Below are 16,999 nucleotides of genomic sequence, written 5' to 3'. Positions count from 1 at the left end.
CAGAAAAGCGCCTGATGGGCGACTGTTGTGCGCCCCCGGGGTCCCCGCCCGCCCACCCTGCGCCCCCTCCTCGCCGCAAGCTTCCCGCTTGATCCGTCTTGGCGTGTAATGCGAAGAATGACGCCGCGCAGCCGCGACGAGGGGAGCAGTACGTGGGCGGGACCACTCTGGTGAAGGACGGGCAGACCGCCGGGACGACCGGTCGTCCCGCACCCCCCGCCGCCGGAGCCGGGGACGCTGCCGCGCTCAGTTCCCGGCGGGTCCGGCTCGTGTTCTTCGGTCTGATGCTCGCGCTGCTGCTCGCCGCTCTGGAGCAGATGATCGTCGCCACGGCGCTGCCGAAGATCGTGGGCGAACTCCAGGGGCTGGACCGCATGTCCTGGGCGATCACCGCCTACCTGCTCACGGCCACCATCGGACTGCCGGTCTACGGAAAACTCGGTGACCTCTACGGCCGCAAGGGCGTCTTCCAGTTCGCCATCGTCGTGTTCGTCGCCGGCTCCGCCCTCGCGGGCTGGTCCCGGACGATGGACGAGCTCATCGCCTTCCGGGCCGTTCAGGGCGTCGGCGCCGGCGGGCTGATCATCGGCGTCCAGGCGATCATCGCCGACATCGTCCCGGCCAGGGAACGCGGCCGGTTCATGGGGCTCATCGGCGCCGCCTTCGGGCTCGCCTCGGTCGCCGGGCCGTTGCTCGGCGGCTTCTTCACCGATCACGTGTCCTGGCGCTGGTGCTTCTACTTCAACGTTCCGTTCGGCCTCGTCACCCTCGTCGTGGTGGCCGTCGTGCTGAAGCTTCCCAAGCCGCAGGCGAGGGGCCGTTTCGATGTCCTCGGCGCCGTGTGCCTGGCCGCGGCGTCCACCTGCCTCGTCCTGCTGACCAGTTGGGGAGGGACCGAGTACGCCTGGGACTCGCGCGTCATCCTCGCCCTGGCCGCGGGCGCCGCCGGAACGACCCTGCTCTTCCTCGCCGTCGAGCACCATGCGCCCGAACCCGTCATCCCCCTGCGGCTGTTCCGCGACCCGGTCTTCAACGTCACCGGTCTCGTGGGGGCCGTGGTCGGCGTCGCCCTCTTCGGCGCGGCCGGATATCTGCCCACGTTCCTGCAGATGGTCGACGGTGCCAGCGCCACCGAGTCCGGCCTGCTGATGCTGCCCATGATGGGCGGCATCGTCGTCGCCTCCATCGTGTCGGGCCACCTCATCAGCCGCACCGGTCACTACAAGTCCCATCCCGTGGCCGGTACCGCCCTCGCGGCCGTCGGCATGTGGCTGCTGTCCGGGCTGGGGACCGACACCTCCCGGTTCACGTACTCGGTCTGGCAGGCGGTCCTCGGCGTCGGTGTGGGCCTGGTGCTGCCGGTGCTGGTCCTGGCGGTGCAGAACTCCGTACCGCCCGCCGACCTCGGTACCGCCACCAGCGCCAGCAACTACTTCCGCCAGATCGGCGGCAGCGTCGGCGCGGCCGTCTTCGGCACCCTCTTAGCCGACCGGCTCGCCGACGCCCTTGCCGGCCGCATCCCCACGCCCCCCGAGGGCATGCCCGAGGTGCAGGCCATCACACCGCAGCTCGTGCACGCGATGCCGCCCGCCCTGAGGGACGGCTACGTCCAGGCGTACGCGGACGCGATGCCGCGGATCTTCCTCTACCTCGTGCCGGTGCTCGTCCTCGGTCTGATCCTCGCCTTCTTCCTCAAGGAGAAACCGTTGGTGACCCACAACGCCCCCACGGCCGCCGAACCCATGTCCGTGCCGCACGCCCGCACGGCGCCCGCCGCCCCGGCACCCGCGCCGGCGGCCCCCGGCGCGGGAGTGCCCGTCTGCGGCACGGTTCGGCACCTCGACGGCAGCACGGTGCCCCGCGCCGCGCTCACCCTCATCGACGTCCGGGGGCAGCAGATCGGACGCGGGGCGAGCGGCGAGGGCGGACGGTACGCCCTCAGCGTCCCCGGACCCGGCTCGTACGTCCTCATCGCCGCGGCCGGCGGGCACCAGCCGCAGGCCGTGTCCGTCACCGTCGGCGAGCGGCCGGTCGACCTGGATGTCGTCCTCGGCGGCGCCGGACGGCTCGCCGGAAGTGTGGTCACCGCGGACGGAAGCCCCGTGCGCGACGCGGCGGTGACGCTGACCGATGTGCGCGGCGAGGTCGTCGCGTCCACCCGCAGCGGCCGGGAGGGCGGCTATGTGATCGGCGACCTGGTGGCGGGGGAGTACACCCTCGCGGCGAGTGCACCGGCCTTCCGCCCGGCCGCACTGCCCGTGAGCGTCCAGGCGTCCCGGGAGACCCGCCAGGACATCGAACTCGCCGGCGGCGCGGTCCTGCGCGGCACGGTGCGCGCGGGCGGCGGGCGGCCCGTGGAGGACGCGCGGGTGACCCTGCTCGACGCGGCGGGAAACGTGGTCGACACGCTCACCACGGGTCCCGAGGGGAGCTTCCGCTTCGTCGATCTGTCGTCCGGCGAGTACACCGTCATCGCCGCGGGCTATCCGCCCGTGGCGACGGTGCTGCAGGTCGCGGCCGGGGGACGCACGGAGCGAGAACTCCAACTGGGGCACGAGGACCCGCACTCCTGACCGGAAGCCGCCGGTCCACTCCTGACCGGAGCCGGCGGACTGGAACGGCCGTGCCGTGGCGTTGTGGCGTTCTTCGGGTGCCGGGAGCCGTTCCCGAGGGGTGCCGGCGGATCGGGGGTCAGGGCAGGGTGAGGATGCGGGGGCCGTCTTCGGTGACGGCGATGGTGTGTTCGATGTGGGCGGCTCGGCTGCCGTCGACCGTGCGCAGGGTCCAGCCGTCGGGGTCGGTGCGGTAGCCGTTGCGTCCTCCGGCCATGAGCATGGGTTCGATGGCGAGGGCCAGGCCGTGGCGCAGGGGGAAGCCGCGGCCGGGTCGTCCGTGGTTGGGGACGTGGGGGTCTTCGTGCATCCGGCGGCCGATGCCGTGGCCGCCGAAGTCGGCCGGCATACCGCAGCCGGCCTTGCGGGCGACCGTGCTGATGGCATGGGAGACGTCTCCGATCCGGTGGCCGACGGTGGCGGTGGCGATGCCGGCGTCCAGGGCCTGCCGGGTGGCGGCGATGAGCTCGAGGTCGGCGGGGCGGGGGGTGCCGACGGTGAAGCTGATCGCAGCGTCGCCGGTCCAGCCGTCGAGTTCGGCTCCGCAGTCGATACCGACCAGGTCGCCGTCGCGCAGGCGGTAGTCGTCGGGGATGCCGTGTACGACGGCGTCGTTGACGGACGCGCAGATCACGGCGGGGAAGGGGGCCGGGGCGAAGGCGGGCTGGTAGCCCAGGAACGGCGAACGTGCACCGGCTTCGCCGAGGACGGTGCGGGCGGCTTCGTCGAGCTCGCGCAGACGAACCCCCACGGCGGCCGCGCCGCGGGCGGCCGCAAGCGCGTTGGCCACGACGCGTCCGGCTTCTCTCATCGCCTCCAGCGCCGTGTCCGTCTTGATCTCCACCATGTGTGCGACTCCCTGCCGTCCGAGCTACCCAATTCTTATACCGGTATTAGTATCACGGATGTGCCGGGGGTTCCTCCCGGTTCGCGGGAGCGGTGGGCACGGAGAGCGCTTCGGGATCCTGCTCCGGTGGGCCACGGGTGGCCGGAACGCGGCCGACGTGGCAGCCGGCGCCGGGGCGTCCTCCGGAACGTCGGGAACCGGATGTTCCCGACGCGGCCCGACGCGGACTCCTGCGTCGCCCCTCGAAGGGCTTCGCGTGCCGACCACTCGGGTCCGGGGCCGGAGGCGGCGCACGGCCCAGGAGGCCCGGAAACGCCCGGACTTCCGGAACCGCCCGGACAACCAGAACCGCCCGGACATCCGGAAACGGCGGAGTTCCGGGATCGTTCGAAGCCCCGGGATCGTTCGGAGGTTCGGAAACGCCGGAGGTTCGGGCCCGGTGCGGACGCGGTGGGACCGGGTCGGGCAGAGGCGCGGATCGCGCTGTCCCGGCTCGTGGTGCGCGGGTCCCCGGCCGATTCGCGCGATGACCGGCGGGCCGTGCTCGCGGGGGCCTACTGTTGAGTCACTTGTCGTGGATCCCGCGTCCGGGAAGGAGCCTGTCAGTCATGGACGGTGGCGTTCCGCCGGTCCTGCGGCGGCGGTCGGCGGCGGTCGGCCCGGCCGGCCTGGCCGTGGTCCTCGTCGACGGCGCCGGCCGTGTCTCGCACTGGTCCGCGGGCGCGCGGGCGCTGTTCGGCCACGACGAGGAGACGGCCGTCGGCCGGCCCGCCGCGGACCTGCTGCCCGTCAGCGGCGCCCTGACGGCGGCCGACGCCGCGCTGTCCTCGTCGTCCCCGGGGGCTTCGGTATCCCTGCCGTCCCGGTCGTGGGGCCGCGGCGGCCGCCGCGCCGGACCGGGGGCCCCGTCCGGGACGCCCGTCTTCTATCCGGTGGCGGGGCGCGCCCGGCTCGGTGCGGGCGGAGGCCGGCCTCGGGAGGAGCGGATCGACGTGCTGTGGTGGGCGTACCCGCTCCCGGACCCGGGACCGGAGCGGCTCCTCGTCCTGGCAGCGGATGCCGGGCGGTTCGGTTCCGGCGACGCGCCCGGCGGGGGACGCGTCGCGCCCGGGTTCGCCCTGCACGCCGAACTCCCCGACTCCGGCGAACTGCTCCGCCGGCTCGCCGCGGTCCTGCCCGGCACGGGAGTCCGGGATCCCGGCGGGATCGTCGGCCGGGTACGGGAACTGGGCTGTCCCGTCATCGAGTTCGACCGCGCCGACCGGATGCCGGCGACGCCTGAACGGGGCGTGCCCAGGTGCCGGTCCTTCGTACCCGGCGGCGCCGGGTGAACGCCCTCCCGGGAAGGCGCTGCGAGGCGGCCCGAGGCGCCCGTGCAGACGGTGAAGGGGCTGGTCGGAGGCCGGAACGAGTGACTTCATCGGCCTGAACCATCGGGAGTTATCCACAGGGGTGGTCGACGCGGCAGGCGGCGCGTACGGTTCCTGGCATGAAGATCCTGATCAGTGCCGACATGGAGGGCGCCACCGGTGTTACGTGGCCGGCCGACGTGCTGCCGGGCACGCCCCAGTGGGAGCGCTGCCGGTCCCTCTTCACCTCGGACGTGAACGCGGCGGTGCTCGGCTTCCTCGACGGCGGTGCCGATGAGGTGCTCATCAACGAAGCGCACTGGAGCATGCGGAACCTTCTGCTGGAGCGCCTGGACGACCGTGCCGAAATGCTGACAGGACGCCACAAGCCGCTGTCCATGGTGGAAGGCGTGCAGCACGGCGACGTGGACGGTGTCGCCTTCGTCGGCTATCACACGGGCGCCGGTGCCGAGGGCGTGCTCGCGCACACCTATCTGGCGAATTCGATCACAGGCGTGTGGCTGAACGGCACCCGGGCGAGCGAGGGCCTGCTCAACGCGCACGTGGTCGCGGAGTACGGGGTCCCGGTGATCCTCGTCACCGGCGACGACCTCACCTGTGAGGACGCCCTGGGATTTGCGCCGGAGGCCCGGAAGGTCGCGGTCAAGGACCATGTCTCGCGGTACGCGGCGGTGTGCCGCACGCCCGCGCGCACGGCCGCGGACATCCGCGCCGCCGCCAAGGAGGCCACGGCCCTCGCCGTCCGCCACGAGCCGGTCCGGGGCGGACCGTTCACCGTGGAGCTGGAGTTCGACGCGGAGCACCTCGCCGCGGCCGCCACCGTCGTGCCGGGGACGGCCCGCAGCGGTGAGCGCCGCACCGTCTACACCAGCGAGACCATGTATGAGGCCATTCGCACGTTCAAGGCCGTCACGACGATCGTCTCCGCCGCGGTGGAGGAGCAGTATGGCTGACGTGACCCGCAGCCCCACCCGGACCACCGAGCCCACCGCACCATCCGACACGCCGTACAGGGACAGGTCCCACGACATGACAAAGGCCTCACCCGTCGACGACACCGCCCTCGACGAGGTGGTGAGCTTCACGTCCGAGCTCATCCACATCGACACCACCAACCTCGGCGGCGGCGACTGCCGTGAGCGCCCCGCCGCAGAGTACGTGGCGGAGCGGCTCGCAGCCGCCGGCCTCGAGCCCGTCATGCTGGAGCGCACTCCCGGCCGTACGAACGTGGTCGCCAGGATCGAGGGCACCGACCCCTCCGCCGACGCCCTCCTCGTCCACGGGCATCTCGACGTGGTCCCGGCCGAGCCGGCCGACTGGGCCGTCCACCCGTTCTCCGGCGAGGTCCGCGACGGCGTCGTCTGGGGGCGCGGCGCGGTCGACATGAAGAACATGGACGCGATGGTCCTGTCCGTCGTGCGGGCCTGGCACCGCGCGGGCATCCGGCCGCGCCGGGACATCGTCATCGCCTACACGGCCGACGAGGAGGCCAGCGCGGAGGACGGGGCGGGCTTCCTCGCCGACCAGCACGCCGAACTCTTCGAGGGCTGCACGGAAGGCATCAGCGAATCCGGCGCGTTCACCTTCCACGCCGGCCCAGGAACGGTGCTGTACCCCGTCGGCGCCGGTGAGCGCGGCACCGCCTGGCTGCAGCTCACCGCCCACGGCAGGGCGGGTCACGGCTCCAAGGTCAACCGCTCCAACGCCGTCACGCGGCTGGCCGCGGCGATCGGCAGGATCGGTGTGTACGAGTGGCCGGTCAGGCTCACCCCGACCGTGCGCGCGGCCCTGTCGGAGCTGGCGGCCCTGCAGGGCATCACCGCCGACCTCGACGCGCCGGACTTCGACGTGGACGCCCTGATGGCCAAGCTCGGCCGCGCCGCCGCGCTGGTCGAACCGGTCGTGCGCAACAGCAGCAACCCGACGATGCTGGACGCCGGTTACAAGGTCAACGTGATCCCCGGCCACGCACGTGCCTTCGTCGACGGGCGGATGGTGCCCGGCGGCGAGGAGGAATTCCGGGAGACACTCGACCGGCTCACCGGACCTGACGTCGACTGGGAGTTCCACCACCGGGAGGTCGCACTGCAGGCGCCCGTCGAATCCCCGACCTTCGCCAAGCTGCGCGCGGCGATCGAGCGCTTCGATCCCGAGGGGCACGTCGTCCCGTTCTGCATGTCCGGCGGCACCGACGCCAAGCAGTTCTCGCGCCTCGGCATCACCGGCTACGGCTTCTCACCGCTGAAGCTGCCCGAGGGCTACGACTACGCGGCGATGTTCCACGGAGTCGACGAGCGGGTCCCCGTCGAAGCCCTGCACTTCGGCGTCCGCGTCCTCGACCACTATCTGAAGTCCGCATAAGGGGGGTTGGCATGGTACCCACGGGGGCCTACGGCACCTGGCCGTCGCCGATCGACGCCGCGCTCGCGGCCTCGCACGACGGCCGTCCTGATTTCGCCGGCGTCGTCGGGGAGGAGGTGTGGTGGACCGCGCCGCGCCCCGCCGAGGGCGGGCGCCGGGCACTGATGCGCCGGAGAGCGGGCGGCGCCGAGGAGTCCGTCCTGCCCGCCCCCTGGAACGTGCGCAGCCGGGTCATCGAGTACGGCGGCCGGCCATGGGCTGCCGCCGCCCGGCCCGGGGACGGCCCGCTCGTCGTCTTCGTCCACCACCCCGATCAGCGGCTGTATGTGTTCGAACCGGACGGCGTAGGTGACCCGCGGCCGCTCACCCCGGTGTCCGGGGCCGGAGGCGGACTGCGCTGGGTCGACCCGGTGGTGCTGCTGGACCGGGGCGAGGTCTGGTGTGTGCTGGAGGAGTTCACCGGCGACGCCCCCACCGACGTGCGGCGCGTCGTCGCGGCCGTGCCGCTGGACGGTTCCGCGGCGGAGGACCGTGCGGTCGTGCGGGAACTGACCGACGACCGGCACCGGTTCGTGACCGGCCCCCGGCTCTCCCCGGACGGGAGCCGGGTGGCGTGGATCGCCTGGGACCATCCGCGCATGCCGTGGGACGGCACCGAGGCCATGGTCGGCGAGGTCTCCCGTACGGGACCGTTCACCGCGGTGCGCTGCGTCGCCGGCGGCCCCGACGAGTCGGTCGCCCAGGTCGACTGGGCCCCGGACGGTTCGCTGCTGCTCGTGTCCGACCCGGGTAACTGGTGGGAGCTGCGCCGTATCCGGCCGGACGCCCTCGCCGGTGCCGAGCCCACCGCGACCGGACTGTGCGAGGGCCGGAACGAGGAGTTCGGCGGTCCGCTGTGGAAGATCGGCCTGCAGTGGTTCCAGCCGCTCGACAGCGGACTGATCGCGGTCATCCACGGCAAGGGGTCCACGGCTCTCGGGATTCTCGACCCGGAGACCGGCGAACTGGTCGACGCGGCGGGGCCCTGGACGGAGTGGGCCCCGACTCTCGCGGCGCACGGCACCAGGGTCGTCGGCGTGGCGGCCAGCCCCCGCACCGGCTACGAGGTCGTAGAGCTCGACACCCGTACCGGGCGGACCCGTGTCATCGGCGCGGCGCACGCCGACGCCGTGGACCCCGCGTACTACCCCGAACCCCAGATCCGTACCTTCACCGGTCCGGACAACCGCGAGATCCACGCACACATCTACCCGCCCCACAACCCGGACCGGGTCGCCCCCGACGACGAACTGCCCCCGTTCGTGATCTGGGCGCACGGCGGACCGACCGGACACGCGCCGCTCGTCCTCGACCTGGAGATCGCCTACTTCACCTCGCGCGGCATCGGCGTCGCCGAGGTCAACTACGGCGGCTCCACCGGATACGGCCGCGAGTACCGCAACCGGCTGCGCGAGCAGTGGGGCGTCGTCGACGTGGAGGACTGCGCGGCGGTCGCCGAGGCCCTCGCCTCGGAGGGCACCGCCGACCCGGACCGGCTCGCCATCCGCGGCGGCAGCGCCGGAGGCTGGACCACCGCGGCATCGCTCACCGGCACGGACGTGTACGCCTGCGGCACGATCATCTATCCCATCCTTGACCTGATGGGCTGGGCCACCGACGAGACCCACGACTTCGAGTCGCAGTACCTGGAGTCACTGGTCGGTCCGCTCACCGAGGTGCCCGGCCGCTATCGGGAGCGGTCGCCGATCGAGCACGTCGACCGGATCTCCGTGCCCTTCCTGCTGCTGCAGGGGCTGGACGACCCGATCTGCCCGCCCGTCCAGAGCGAGCGTTTCCTCGCCCAGATGGCGGGACGCGGCATACCGCACGCGTACATCGCCTTCGAGGGAGAGGGCCACGGCTTCCGCCGGGCGGAGACCATGATCCGTGCTCTGGAGGCCGAACTCTCGCTGTACGCCCAGACCTTCGGCATCCGGCGCACCGACGTCCCCCCGCTCGAGCTGAGGAAGTGAACGTCATGCACCGGCACTCCGGCGCGGCGGGTCCGACCGCCCTCACCCGGCCACCTCGGCTCACCCCCGGGGCCAGGGTCGCCGTCGTCGCCACGAGCGGTCCCGTCCCTGCCGACACCCTCGAAACGGGCCTGGACATCCTGCGCGGCTGGGGCCTGGACCCGGTCGTCATGCCCCATGTCCTCGACGAGAGCCGGGATCTCGGGTATCTCGCGGGCCGTGACGAGGACCGTGCCCGGGACCTGGAGCAGGCATGGTGCGATCCGGCAGTCTCCGCCGTGATCTGCGCCCGCGGCGGCTACGGCGCACAGCGCATGGTGGACCTCGTCGACTGGGCCGCGATACGCGCGGCCGGGCCGAAGGCCTTCGTCGGATACAGCGACGTGACCGCGCTCCACGAGGCCTTCGCTGTCCGCGCCGGGCTGTCCACCCTGCACGGTCCCATGCCGGCCACGGCGAACTTCCTCAAGGACACCGCCGGCCAGGAGTCGCTGCGCGCCACGCTGTTCGAACCCGAGTCGGTGATGTCCCTCGGCCCGGGCGGGGCTGCGCTCGTCCCGGGACGCGCGGGCGGCATCACCCTCGGCGGCTGCGTCAGCATGCTCGCCGCCGACCTCGGTACCCCGCACGCACGGCCCTCGGCACGCGGCGGCCTGCTGCTGATCGAGGACGTGGGGGAGGAGACGTACCGCCTGGACCGGATCCTCACACAGCTGCTGCGCTCCGGCTGGCTGGACGGAGTGGCGGGTGTCGTTCTCGGCTCCTGGGAGGACTGCGGACCCTACGAGGAGGTCCGGGCGCTCCTGCTGGACCGGCTGTCCGGACTCGGTGTACCGGTCGTCGAGGAACTGGGCTTCGGGCACGGCCCGGGCAACCTCACCGTGCCCCTCGGGCTGCCGGCGCTACTCGACGCCGACGCGGGGACACTGACGCTGGAGGTGCCGGCGCTGAGTTGACGCGGGAGGACGTCGCCGGGCCGCGCCGGACCCGGGGGGAGCGGTCGGGCCGATGCCTGCGCGGCCCCGTGACGGACGCGCAGACACCTCGCGGACACCCCCAGGACCGATGCGCACCGACGGTGCGTCACGGTCAGCCGAGCGCCGAGTAACCCGGCCGGATCACCTCGTCGATGATGCGGCGGCGCTCCGGGAGGGGCAGGAAGGCGGACTCGACGGCCGCGACGGTGAACCGCTCGAAGACCTCGGGACCGTAGCCGAACGCGTCGGCCATGTGCTGGAACTCGCGGCTCATGGTGGTGCCGGAGACGAGACGGTTGTCGGTGTTGAGCGTCACCCGGAAGCCCAGACGGCGCAGCAGGTCGATCGGATGCGTCGCGTAGTCCTTCGCGGCACCGGTCTGCAGATTCGACGTCGGGCAGACCTCCAGCGCGATGCGGTTGTCGCGGATGTAGGCGGCGAGATGGCCGAGTGTCGCCGTGCCGTCGTCGTGGAGCTGGATGTCGTCGGTGATCCGCACACCGTGGCCGATGCGCTCGGCACCGCAGACCTGGACCGCCTCGTGGATGGACTCCGCGCCGACGGCCTCGCCGGCGTGGATGGTGAAGTGGCAGTTGTGCCGCTTCAGGTGCTGGAACGCGGCCAGGTGGTTCGCGGGCGGATTGCCGATCTCGCCGCCCGCTATGTCGAAACCGGCGACACCGCGGTCCCGGTGGGCGACCGTCAGCTCGGCTATCTCCAGCGAGCGCCGAGTGTGCCGCATGCCGGTGAGGAGGGCCCGGACGGTGATACGGCCGCCCGCCCGCCGCTCGCCCTCACGGAGACCCTCGTTGACGGCGTCCACGACCTCGTCGAGGCTCAGCCCGCGTACCTGGTGCTGCTCGGGCGCGTAGCGCACCTCGGCGTACACGACGCCGTCCGCGGCCAGGTCCTCGGCGCACTCCGCAGCGACCCGGAAGAGGGCGTCGCGGGTCTGCATCACCGCGCAGGTGTGGGCGAAGGTCTCGAGGTAGCGCTCCAGCGAACCCGAGTCCGCGGCGTCGCGGAACCAGACGGCGAGCGCGTCGGGGTCGTCGGTAGGAAGATCGCCGTAGCCGCACTCCCCGGCCAGCTCGATGATCGTGGCGGGGCGCAGACCGCCGTCCAGATGGTCGTGGAGAACGGCCTTCGGCGCGCGGCGGATCCAGCCGGCGACGGGGGCGGGGGCGGCGGGCGACTCTGCGGCGGAGTTGTCAGACAAGTGCATGCAGCGGGAGTGTACGCCACGCCGCGACCGGATGCGTCCGGCCCCCGCGTTCGCCGTCCGGGTCGGGGGCGCCCGAGTGCGGTGCGGGTTCGCGGGTCGTCCGGGTCCCGCGTTCGCCGCCCGGGGCGGGGGCGTCCGGCTGCGGTGCGGGCTCGCGGGTCGTGGCCGGCGCGGGAAGCAGGGAGCGGCGGTCGCCGGCCGGCCGCCGTCAGTTCGACTGGAGGACGGGGAGCGCCGGGGCGCCCGTCGGCAGCATGTGCTTGGCGGCCAGGACCGGGACGTCGGCGGACCGTACGACCTGGGTCACCAGCACGGCGGGGGTGTCGGCCGGGCGGTTCAGCTGGGCCCCCCGGCGCCGGCCGAGGAGCGTCGCCGTGATGCCCGAGTGCGCGGTCAGCGTCACTCCCCGGGAGGCCCCGGTCAGCACCGCGAGCATCGACGTTCCGACGTCGTCCCCCGCCTCCCCCAAGGCCCGGGCGAATGCCGGATGCGCCCGCTCCAGCACGTCGTCGGCCGCCGCCCACTCCTGGCTGAGCGCCGCCGCGCTGCCCTCGCCCGACAGCAGCGACTCCCAGAACCGCAGCTCGGCCCGGGCGGGGGCGAGCAGGTGCTGGGTGGTGAAGTCGGTCGGTTCCTCGACCGTGCGCAGCAGCGCTCTCACCCGCAGGGGCGACGTACCCGCCGAGAGCTGTTCCTCCAGCGGCCGGACGTGCTCGAAGCCCCGGCGCGGCGGGCTGTCGTTGACCGTCCTGCCCACTCCGCGCCGTACCGTCAGCAGTCCGTCCTCCTGAAGGAGCAGGAGGGCCTCGCGCAGGGCGGGCCGGCTCACGCCGAGCTCGGCGGCCAGCCGCGGCTCGGAGGGCAGGGTGCATCCCGGCGGATAGGTTCCCTCGTGGATGGCGTCCGCGATCCGCTCGTACAGGACGACGACCGGCCTCCGGCGCTCTCCGCTGACTGCCACGGCCCCTCCTCGGCTCACTTGTCAGGCTGCAAATCCGGGCCGCTCGTCCCGTCGCGGCCCGGGGCCATGACGGGGCCGCTGGCGGATGTCGCCGGACCGGCCCGTGTTTCGCCTGGTGTGCCAGGGTCCCGGCACATCCCGCATGCTGCCGACCACCGTAATTCACAGCCAGAGGGTCTTGACGTTCTACGCCCGTAGATTCCAGTCTGTTTAGGCGGCACTTGTCAGACAAGCTCTGGCAAGGCCCTGTCTGGGCTGCCGTCGTATCGACGAACGCATCGGTGGATCTCGACACCGACATCCAAGGCGAAGGGGCCGACATGTCATCCACGCCCGGCCGGACGCGATCCGGGTCCGACTCCGACCTGGCGGGTCGCCGCGCCATGCTGGCGGCCATGGTGCTGGCCGTGCTCGGCTACCAGATCAACGCCACGATGCTGAGTCCCGCCCTCCCGGACGTCATCGAGCGCCTCGGCACCACGACGGCTGCCGCGGGCCTCTCCCAGACGCTGTTCTTCCTGATGGCCGCGATCGGGCAGGTCACCCTGGCGCGTCTCAGCGACCGCCGGGGCCGCAAGCCGATGATGATCCTCTGCGCGATCGTGCTGATCGTCGGCGATGTGCTCTGCGTCCTCGCTCCGAACATCGAGGTCTTCATCGCGGGAAGGATCCTGCAGGGCGTCTCGGCCGCCATGTTCACCCTCGCGTTCCTCACCCTGAACCAGGTGCTCAGCCCTGCCGGCTTCGGCAAGGCGGCCGGCATCATCACCGCCGTCAACGGCGGCCTCGCGGGCGTCGACGCCATTGCCGGCGGCCAGATCGCCGACACCATCGGGTTCCGCGGCATCTTCGTCTGCTCCGCGCTGATCGCCGTCGCGGGCCTGCTCGGCGTCCGCCGCTACGTCCCCGAGGCTCCGCCCGCGAGCACCGGCGGCAGCTTCGACTCGCGCGGCATCGCGGCCCTCTCCCTCGGCCTCACCGGCGTGCTCGTCGGCCTCGCCCAGGGCAGCGCCTGGGGCTGGAACTCGCCGCTCACCCTCGGCTTCCTGCTCGGCGGTGTCGCCTCTCTCGTCTTCTTCGTCGTCTCGCAGAAGTCCGCCGCCGACCCGGTGATCGACATCGAGGTCCTGGCCTCCCGCCGCGCCTGGCCGCTGCTGATCACCACGATCTGCACGCTGGGAGGTGCCTTCGGCGCGATCGCCCTGACCATCCCGCTCTTCGCCCAGGACCCCGGGGTCGGCCTCGGGCTGTCGGCGGTCACCGCCGCCGTGCTCTTCCTCACTCCGATCCAGCTGATCGGTGTCGTCTCCGCCCCGCTGACCGGCCGCATCGGTCCGAGGCTCGGCTGGCGGAGGGTCGTCGTCACCGGCGCGATCGCCAACTTCACGATCTTCGTCTTCGCCACCCTCTTCCTGCACAACGAGTGGTTCCTGGTCGCCGCGCTGGCCGCGCTCGGGGTGACGTACGGCGGTTTCATGCTCACCGGCCTCAACGGACTCGCCGTCACCACCGCTCCCAAGGACAAGCCCGGCTCCCTCTCCGGCCTCAACGGTGCCTGCTTCGGGGTCGGGGCCTCGCTCGGCATCGCCCTCGCCTCCGCCATGATCACCGCGGGGAGCGACGCGAACGGGGTCACGGAGGCGGGCTACCGCAACGCCATGCTCGCCGCACTCGCCCTCCTCGCCGTCGGCGTGGTCACCGCCCTGCTGATCCGGCGCCCGGAACCGGCGGACGCGGTGGGGGAGCGGGGCGAGCGGTCCGAAGAGCGGCCCCGGCCGGTGCTCAGTCACCACTGAGGACGCTGCCCGGGCGCCGGACGGTTCACCCGTACGGCCCACTCCGCGCGCCTCATGGGGCCGGTATCCGTCCATCCTGGTCCCATGAGCCGCAAGGACACGACGACCGGAGCCAGGGGCAGCAGGGGCAGCGGCGGGCACGGCGGTGAGGGCCTCCGCGGCAGACTCACCCCCGGAAGGATCGCCGCCCTGGTGGTCGCGGTCCTCACCCTGGTCTTCATCTTCGAGAACACCCAGAAAGTCGAGATCAGGCTGCTGATCCCCATCGTCACGATCCCCCTGTACCTGGCCCTGCTGGGGACATGGGTCGTCGGCGGTCTCTGCGGTGCCTACCTCTCCTGCCGCCGCAGGAGTGACCGGCGCTGAGGGCTGTCCCGTAAGCCCCAGCGGGCGCACGACGACGGCTGCGGCACCTCGCTGCGTTGCCGGATCGCCCGAATACGCCCAGTATGAGGTCGACCCTCCGGCTTGCGATGCACCGCATCCGACGCCGCGCGCTGATCCACCGGTGATGACGGGACAGCCCTTAGCCTGGCGCCATGTCCCCGGCACCAAGTCCCCCTCCTGGCCCACGCGACACCACCAACGCCTCCGGCCCCGGGGCCACGGAAGGCCATCTGGCACTCTCGGGCTCCGAAGTCCCCGGCGGTTCCGCTGCCTCCGACGCCCCCGCCGAGGCGCTCGCCGTCGGCCCGAGGACGTTCATACGCCACTACCGCCTCGACGACGCGGCGCAGTACACGGCGCTCGCCGGGGAGAGCATCCTGCTCCACCGGCCCTGGCTCTTCCCGCCCCGGACGGAGGCCGACTACCTCGCCTACGCCCGCAGGCTCCTCGAGGACCCGACCAGGGCCGGCTACCTCGTCTGCGATCGAGCGGACGGCCGGATCGCCGGATTCGTCAACATCAACAACATCGTCGAGGGCGCCTTCCTCAGCGGCGCTCTCGGTTACGGGGCGTTCTCCCACGCCGCGGGCCGCGGACTGATGACGGAGGGCCTCGGGCTCGTCGTCCGCCATGCCTTCGGGCCGCTCGGACTGCACCGGCTCGAAGCCAACATCCAGCCTCGCAACCGGGCATCCACCGCCCTGGTGCGGCGGCTGGGCTTCCGGCTGGAGGGCTTCTCCCCGGACTTCCTGTTCATCGACGGTGCCTGGCGCGACCACGAGCGCTGGGCCATCACCGCCGAGGCGGAACTCCGTGTTCCACGAGTGGCCACCGGCGCCGTGAAGACGCACTGACTGCCGGAAGGGGCCCGCGCGACGGTCTGCCGGTCCCGAACAGGCCGGGCCCGCGCACACCAGGCCCGCCGGTCCCGATCGGCCCCGGCCCACGCGCACCTCCGTCACGGCGGCGCGGCTCGGGAAGGCCGTCCGCGCCGAGGGCGCCGCCCCCGCTACCCGGGTGACACCGCGCTCGGCGGAGCCCGCCGCATTCGTGGAGACCCCGGTCCAGCACGACACGGAGCGGGTCCACGCGGTGGCGGCAGGCGCCGGATACGCGATGCTCGCGCTGCTGCTGTCGTTGCTGCGGGCCGCGCCCGAACGCTCCGCGATGCTCGCGCGGCTCCTCGCCGACGAGCCGACCGGCGAACTCGACTCCAGGACCGCGGAGCAGATCTTCGCCGAGTTCCGCACGGCCAACGAGCGCTTCGGCACGACCGTCGTCGTCACCCACGACCAGGCCGTCGCCGCCGGGGTCCGCCGCACCGTCGCCATCCGCGACGGCCGCACCTCCACGGAGATCCTGCGCAGGCCGGAGGCCGACGTGGCGACGGGCCGGGAGTCACTGGTGGCCCGGGAGTACGCGATGCTCGACCGCGCCGGCCGGCTGGTGCTCCCCGCCGACCACTCGGAGGCGCTGGGGATGCGGGACCGGGTCGTGCCGGAGCTGGAGACGGACCACATCGGCATCTGGCCCGACGACACGGAGCCGCAGGCGCCCGCCCGCCGGTGTGACTCGGCGAGCGGCCGGAGAACGGTGGGCGGGCGCAGGGTGGACCTGAGCCCCCGTACCCCCGTGGTGACGGGGGCTCAGGGGTTGAGGGGGACTCAGGCGGCCACCACGGGACCCACGAAGTTGCGCGGCGGGCTGGCCGACTCCTGCTCGGCGACCGGACCCCAGCGCCAGCGCATGTTCGTGGACGCCGTGTTGTTCGGCGGGGTCACGATCGCGGTGACCGGTTCGATCACCCCGTCCTCGCCGGACTGTCCCTGCCGGAACGTGAGGGTGAACCGGGCGCTCGCCCCGGGATCGAGGGTGACGGCCGAGTGCGACACCGACCGCTGGTCCACGAGGTTCTCCGTCGTGGCTCCCTGGGCGAGCGTCACCTTCGGAAACCCGTCCAGCAGACAGGTGGCGTCCCCCGCGTTCCGCAGGGCGACGACGGCGGTCCGGCTGCTGCCGGGCTCCGCGCCGCCGGAGACGGCCGTGCCGCCGGGCGCCCAGGACAGCGACAGGTCCGAGGTCAGGCACGGTGGGGGCGGCGCCGCCGCGGCGGGGGCTGCCGACACCACCGGCGCGGCGAGAGCCACCACGGCCAGGGCACCCAGGGCTCGTGCCCGGGCACGAGCCGCGGTACGGGCACGGGCGGCCGTACGGACACGTGCCGCACGGGCGCGCACCGCAGGATCAGGGACGGGACGGCCCCGACCTGCGCGGTTGCCGCCCGTGCGGGTGCGTATCGGCCATGACATGCGGTACCTCCGTGATCGGTTGCAGGAGACTGCGCTCGCGGCGCCCAGGGGCCCGCCCGCTCGGGGGCCACGTCCTTCGGGCAGGTCGCCCGGACCGACCCGGCGAAGCGCCGAGCCCCGGCGTCTGACTGCCCCGGGCGTA

The 16,999-nt window shown here is 72.8% G+C and carries 13 protein-coding genes and 1 pseudogene; 10 read left to right on the top strand and 4 right to left on the bottom strand.

The window, feature by feature from the left end; translation table 11 throughout:
- Positions 1-152 precede the first annotated feature (152 nt).
- Positions 153-2,573 carry an MFS transporter gene (locus FEF34_RS06120; RefSeq protein WP_138052205.1) on the top strand — a complete coding sequence of 807 codons (2,421 nt, stop codon included), beginning with the start codon at positions 153-155 and terminating at the stop codon, positions 2,571-2,573.
- 118 nt (positions 2,574-2,691) lie between these two features.
- Here FEF34_RS06120 and map read toward each other — a convergent pair whose 3' ends face one another.
- Entirely contained in the window at positions 2,692-3,459 is a 768-nt protein-coding gene (gene map, locus FEF34_RS06115; protein WP_138052204.1) for a type I methionyl aminopeptidase, read from the bottom strand.
- Between the two features lie 608 nt (positions 3,460-4,067).
- Here map and FEF34_RS06110 point away from each other — a divergent pair.
- The 5 genes from FEF34_RS06110 to FEF34_RS06090 all read left to right on the top strand — a co-directional run bounded on the left by FEF34_RS06110 (position 4,068) and on the right by FEF34_RS06090 (position 10,158).
- On the top strand, positions 4,068-4,790 hold the full coding sequence (locus FEF34_RS06110; protein WP_138052203.1) for a PAS domain-containing protein: 723 nt from the start codon (positions 4,068-4,070) through the stop codon (positions 4,788-4,790).
- 158 nt (positions 4,791-4,948) lie between these two features.
- A complete protein-coding gene (locus tag FEF34_RS06105; RefSeq protein ID WP_138052202.1) occupies positions 4,949-5,782 on the top strand; it encodes a M55 family metallopeptidase in 834 nt (277 codons plus the stop codon).
- Between the two features lie 76 nt (positions 5,783-5,858).
- A complete protein-coding gene (locus FEF34_RS06100) occupies positions 5,859-7,190 on the top strand; it encodes a M20/M25/M40 family metallo-hydrolase (protein ID WP_138057312.1) in 1,332 nt (443 codons plus the stop codon).
- Positions 7,191-7,201: 11 nt separating this feature from the next.
- A complete protein-coding gene (locus FEF34_RS06095; RefSeq protein WP_138052201.1) occupies positions 7,202-9,202 on the top strand; it encodes an LpqB family beta-propeller domain-containing protein in 2,001 nt (666 codons plus the stop codon).
- A 5-nt stretch (positions 9,203-9,207) separates the two neighbouring features.
- Positions 9,208-10,158 carry a S66 peptidase family protein gene (locus FEF34_RS06090; protein ID WP_171052841.1) on the top strand — a complete coding sequence of 317 codons (951 nt, stop codon included), beginning with the start codon at positions 9,208-9,210 and terminating at the stop codon, positions 10,156-10,158.
- Between the two features lie 133 nt (positions 10,159-10,291).
- Here the strand turns inward: FEF34_RS06090 and FEF34_RS06085 are convergent, their stop codons facing one another.
- Positions 10,292-11,404: an adenosine deaminase gene (locus tag FEF34_RS06085; protein ID WP_138052199.1), complete on the bottom strand. Its 1,113-nt coding sequence runs from the start codon at positions 11,402-11,404 to the stop codon at positions 10,292-10,294.
- Between the two features lie 208 nt (positions 11,405-11,612).
- Complete coding sequence (locus FEF34_RS06080; RefSeq protein ID WP_138052198.1) at positions 11,613-12,365, bottom strand: GntR family transcriptional regulator; 753 nt, start codon at positions 12,363-12,365, stop codon at positions 11,613-11,615.
- Positions 12,366-12,685: 320 nt separating this feature from the next.
- Here FEF34_RS06080 and FEF34_RS06075 point away from each other — a divergent pair, with 320 nt between their 5' ends.
- From FEF34_RS06075 to FEF34_RS42625, 4 genes and pseudogenes are all read left to right on the top strand, one after another.
- The gene (locus FEF34_RS06075) at positions 12,686-14,161 is read left to right on the top strand and encodes an MFS transporter (protein WP_138052197.1); all 1,476 of its coding nucleotides are present in this window, start codon (positions 12,686-12,688) and stop codon (positions 14,159-14,161) included.
- 84 nt (positions 14,162-14,245) lie between these two features.
- Entirely contained in the window at positions 14,246-14,527 is a 282-nt protein-coding gene (locus FEF34_RS06070) for a LapA family protein (protein ID WP_138052196.1), read from the top strand.
- A gap of 173 nt (positions 14,528-14,700) precedes the next feature.
- Positions 14,701-15,402 carry a GNAT family N-acetyltransferase gene (locus FEF34_RS06065; RefSeq protein ID WP_138052195.1) on the top strand — a complete coding sequence of 234 codons (702 nt, stop codon included), beginning with the start codon at positions 14,701-14,703 and terminating at the stop codon, positions 15,400-15,402.
- 325 nt (positions 15,403-15,727) lie between these two features.
- A pseudogene (locus FEF34_RS42625) lies at positions 15,728-16,093 on the top strand (ABC transporter ATP-binding protein); the annotation flags it as partial.
- A gap of 119 nt (positions 16,094-16,212) precedes the next feature.
- Here the strand turns inward: FEF34_RS42625 and FEF34_RS06055 are convergent.
- Positions 16,213-16,857: a DUF4232 domain-containing protein gene (locus tag FEF34_RS06055; RefSeq protein WP_138052194.1), complete on the bottom strand. Its 645-nt coding sequence runs from the start codon at positions 16,855-16,857 to the stop codon at positions 16,213-16,215.
- Positions 16,858-16,999: the final 142 nt, after the last annotated feature.

This window comes from Streptomyces marianii, from assembly GCF_005795905.1.
Lineage (GTDB): Bacteria > Actinomycetota > Actinomycetes > Streptomycetales > Streptomycetaceae > Streptomyces > Streptomyces marianii.
This window is presented reverse-complemented; position numbering and strand designations above follow the sequence as displayed.

Excerpts from the sequence above, each read along its gene's own strand:
- map (WP_138052204.1), bottom strand. The coding sequence starts at position 3,459 with ATGGTGGAGATCAAGACGGACACGGCGCTGGAGGCGATGAGAGAAGCC.
- FEF34_RS06110 (WP_138052203.1), top strand. The coding sequence starts at position 4,068 with ATGGACGGTGGCGTTCCGCCGGTCCTGCGGCGGCGGTCGGCGGCGGTC.
- FEF34_RS06105 (WP_138052202.1), top strand. The coding sequence starts at position 4,949 with ATGAAGATCCTGATCAGTGCCGACATGGAGGGCGCCACCGGTGTTACG.
- FEF34_RS06100 (WP_138057312.1), top strand. The coding sequence starts at position 5,859 with ATGACAAAGGCCTCACCCGTCGACGACACCGCCCTCGACGAGGTGGTG.
- FEF34_RS06095 (WP_138052201.1), top strand. The coding sequence starts at position 7,202 with ATGGTACCCACGGGGGCCTACGGCACCTGGCCGTCGCCGATCGACGCC.
- FEF34_RS06090 (WP_171052841.1), top strand. The coding sequence starts at position 9,208 with ATGCACCGGCACTCCGGCGCGGCGGGTCCGACCGCCCTCACCCGGCCA.
- FEF34_RS06085 (WP_138052199.1), bottom strand. The coding sequence starts at position 11,404 with ATGCACTTGTCTGACAACTCCGCCGCAGAGTCGCCCGCCGCCCCCGCC.
- FEF34_RS06075 (WP_138052197.1), top strand. The coding sequence starts at position 12,686 with ATGTCATCCACGCCCGGCCGGACGCGATCCGGGTCCGACTCCGACCTG.
- FEF34_RS06070 (WP_138052196.1), top strand. The coding sequence starts at position 14,246 with ATGAGCCGCAAGGACACGACGACCGGAGCCAGGGGCAGCAGGGGCAGC.
- FEF34_RS06065 (WP_138052195.1), top strand. The coding sequence starts at position 14,701 with ATGTCCCCGGCACCAAGTCCCCCTCCTGGCCCACGCGACACCACCAAC.
- FEF34_RS06055 (WP_138052194.1), bottom strand. The coding sequence starts at position 16,857 with ATGTCATGGCCGATACGCACCCGCACGGGCGGCAACCGCGCAGGTCGG.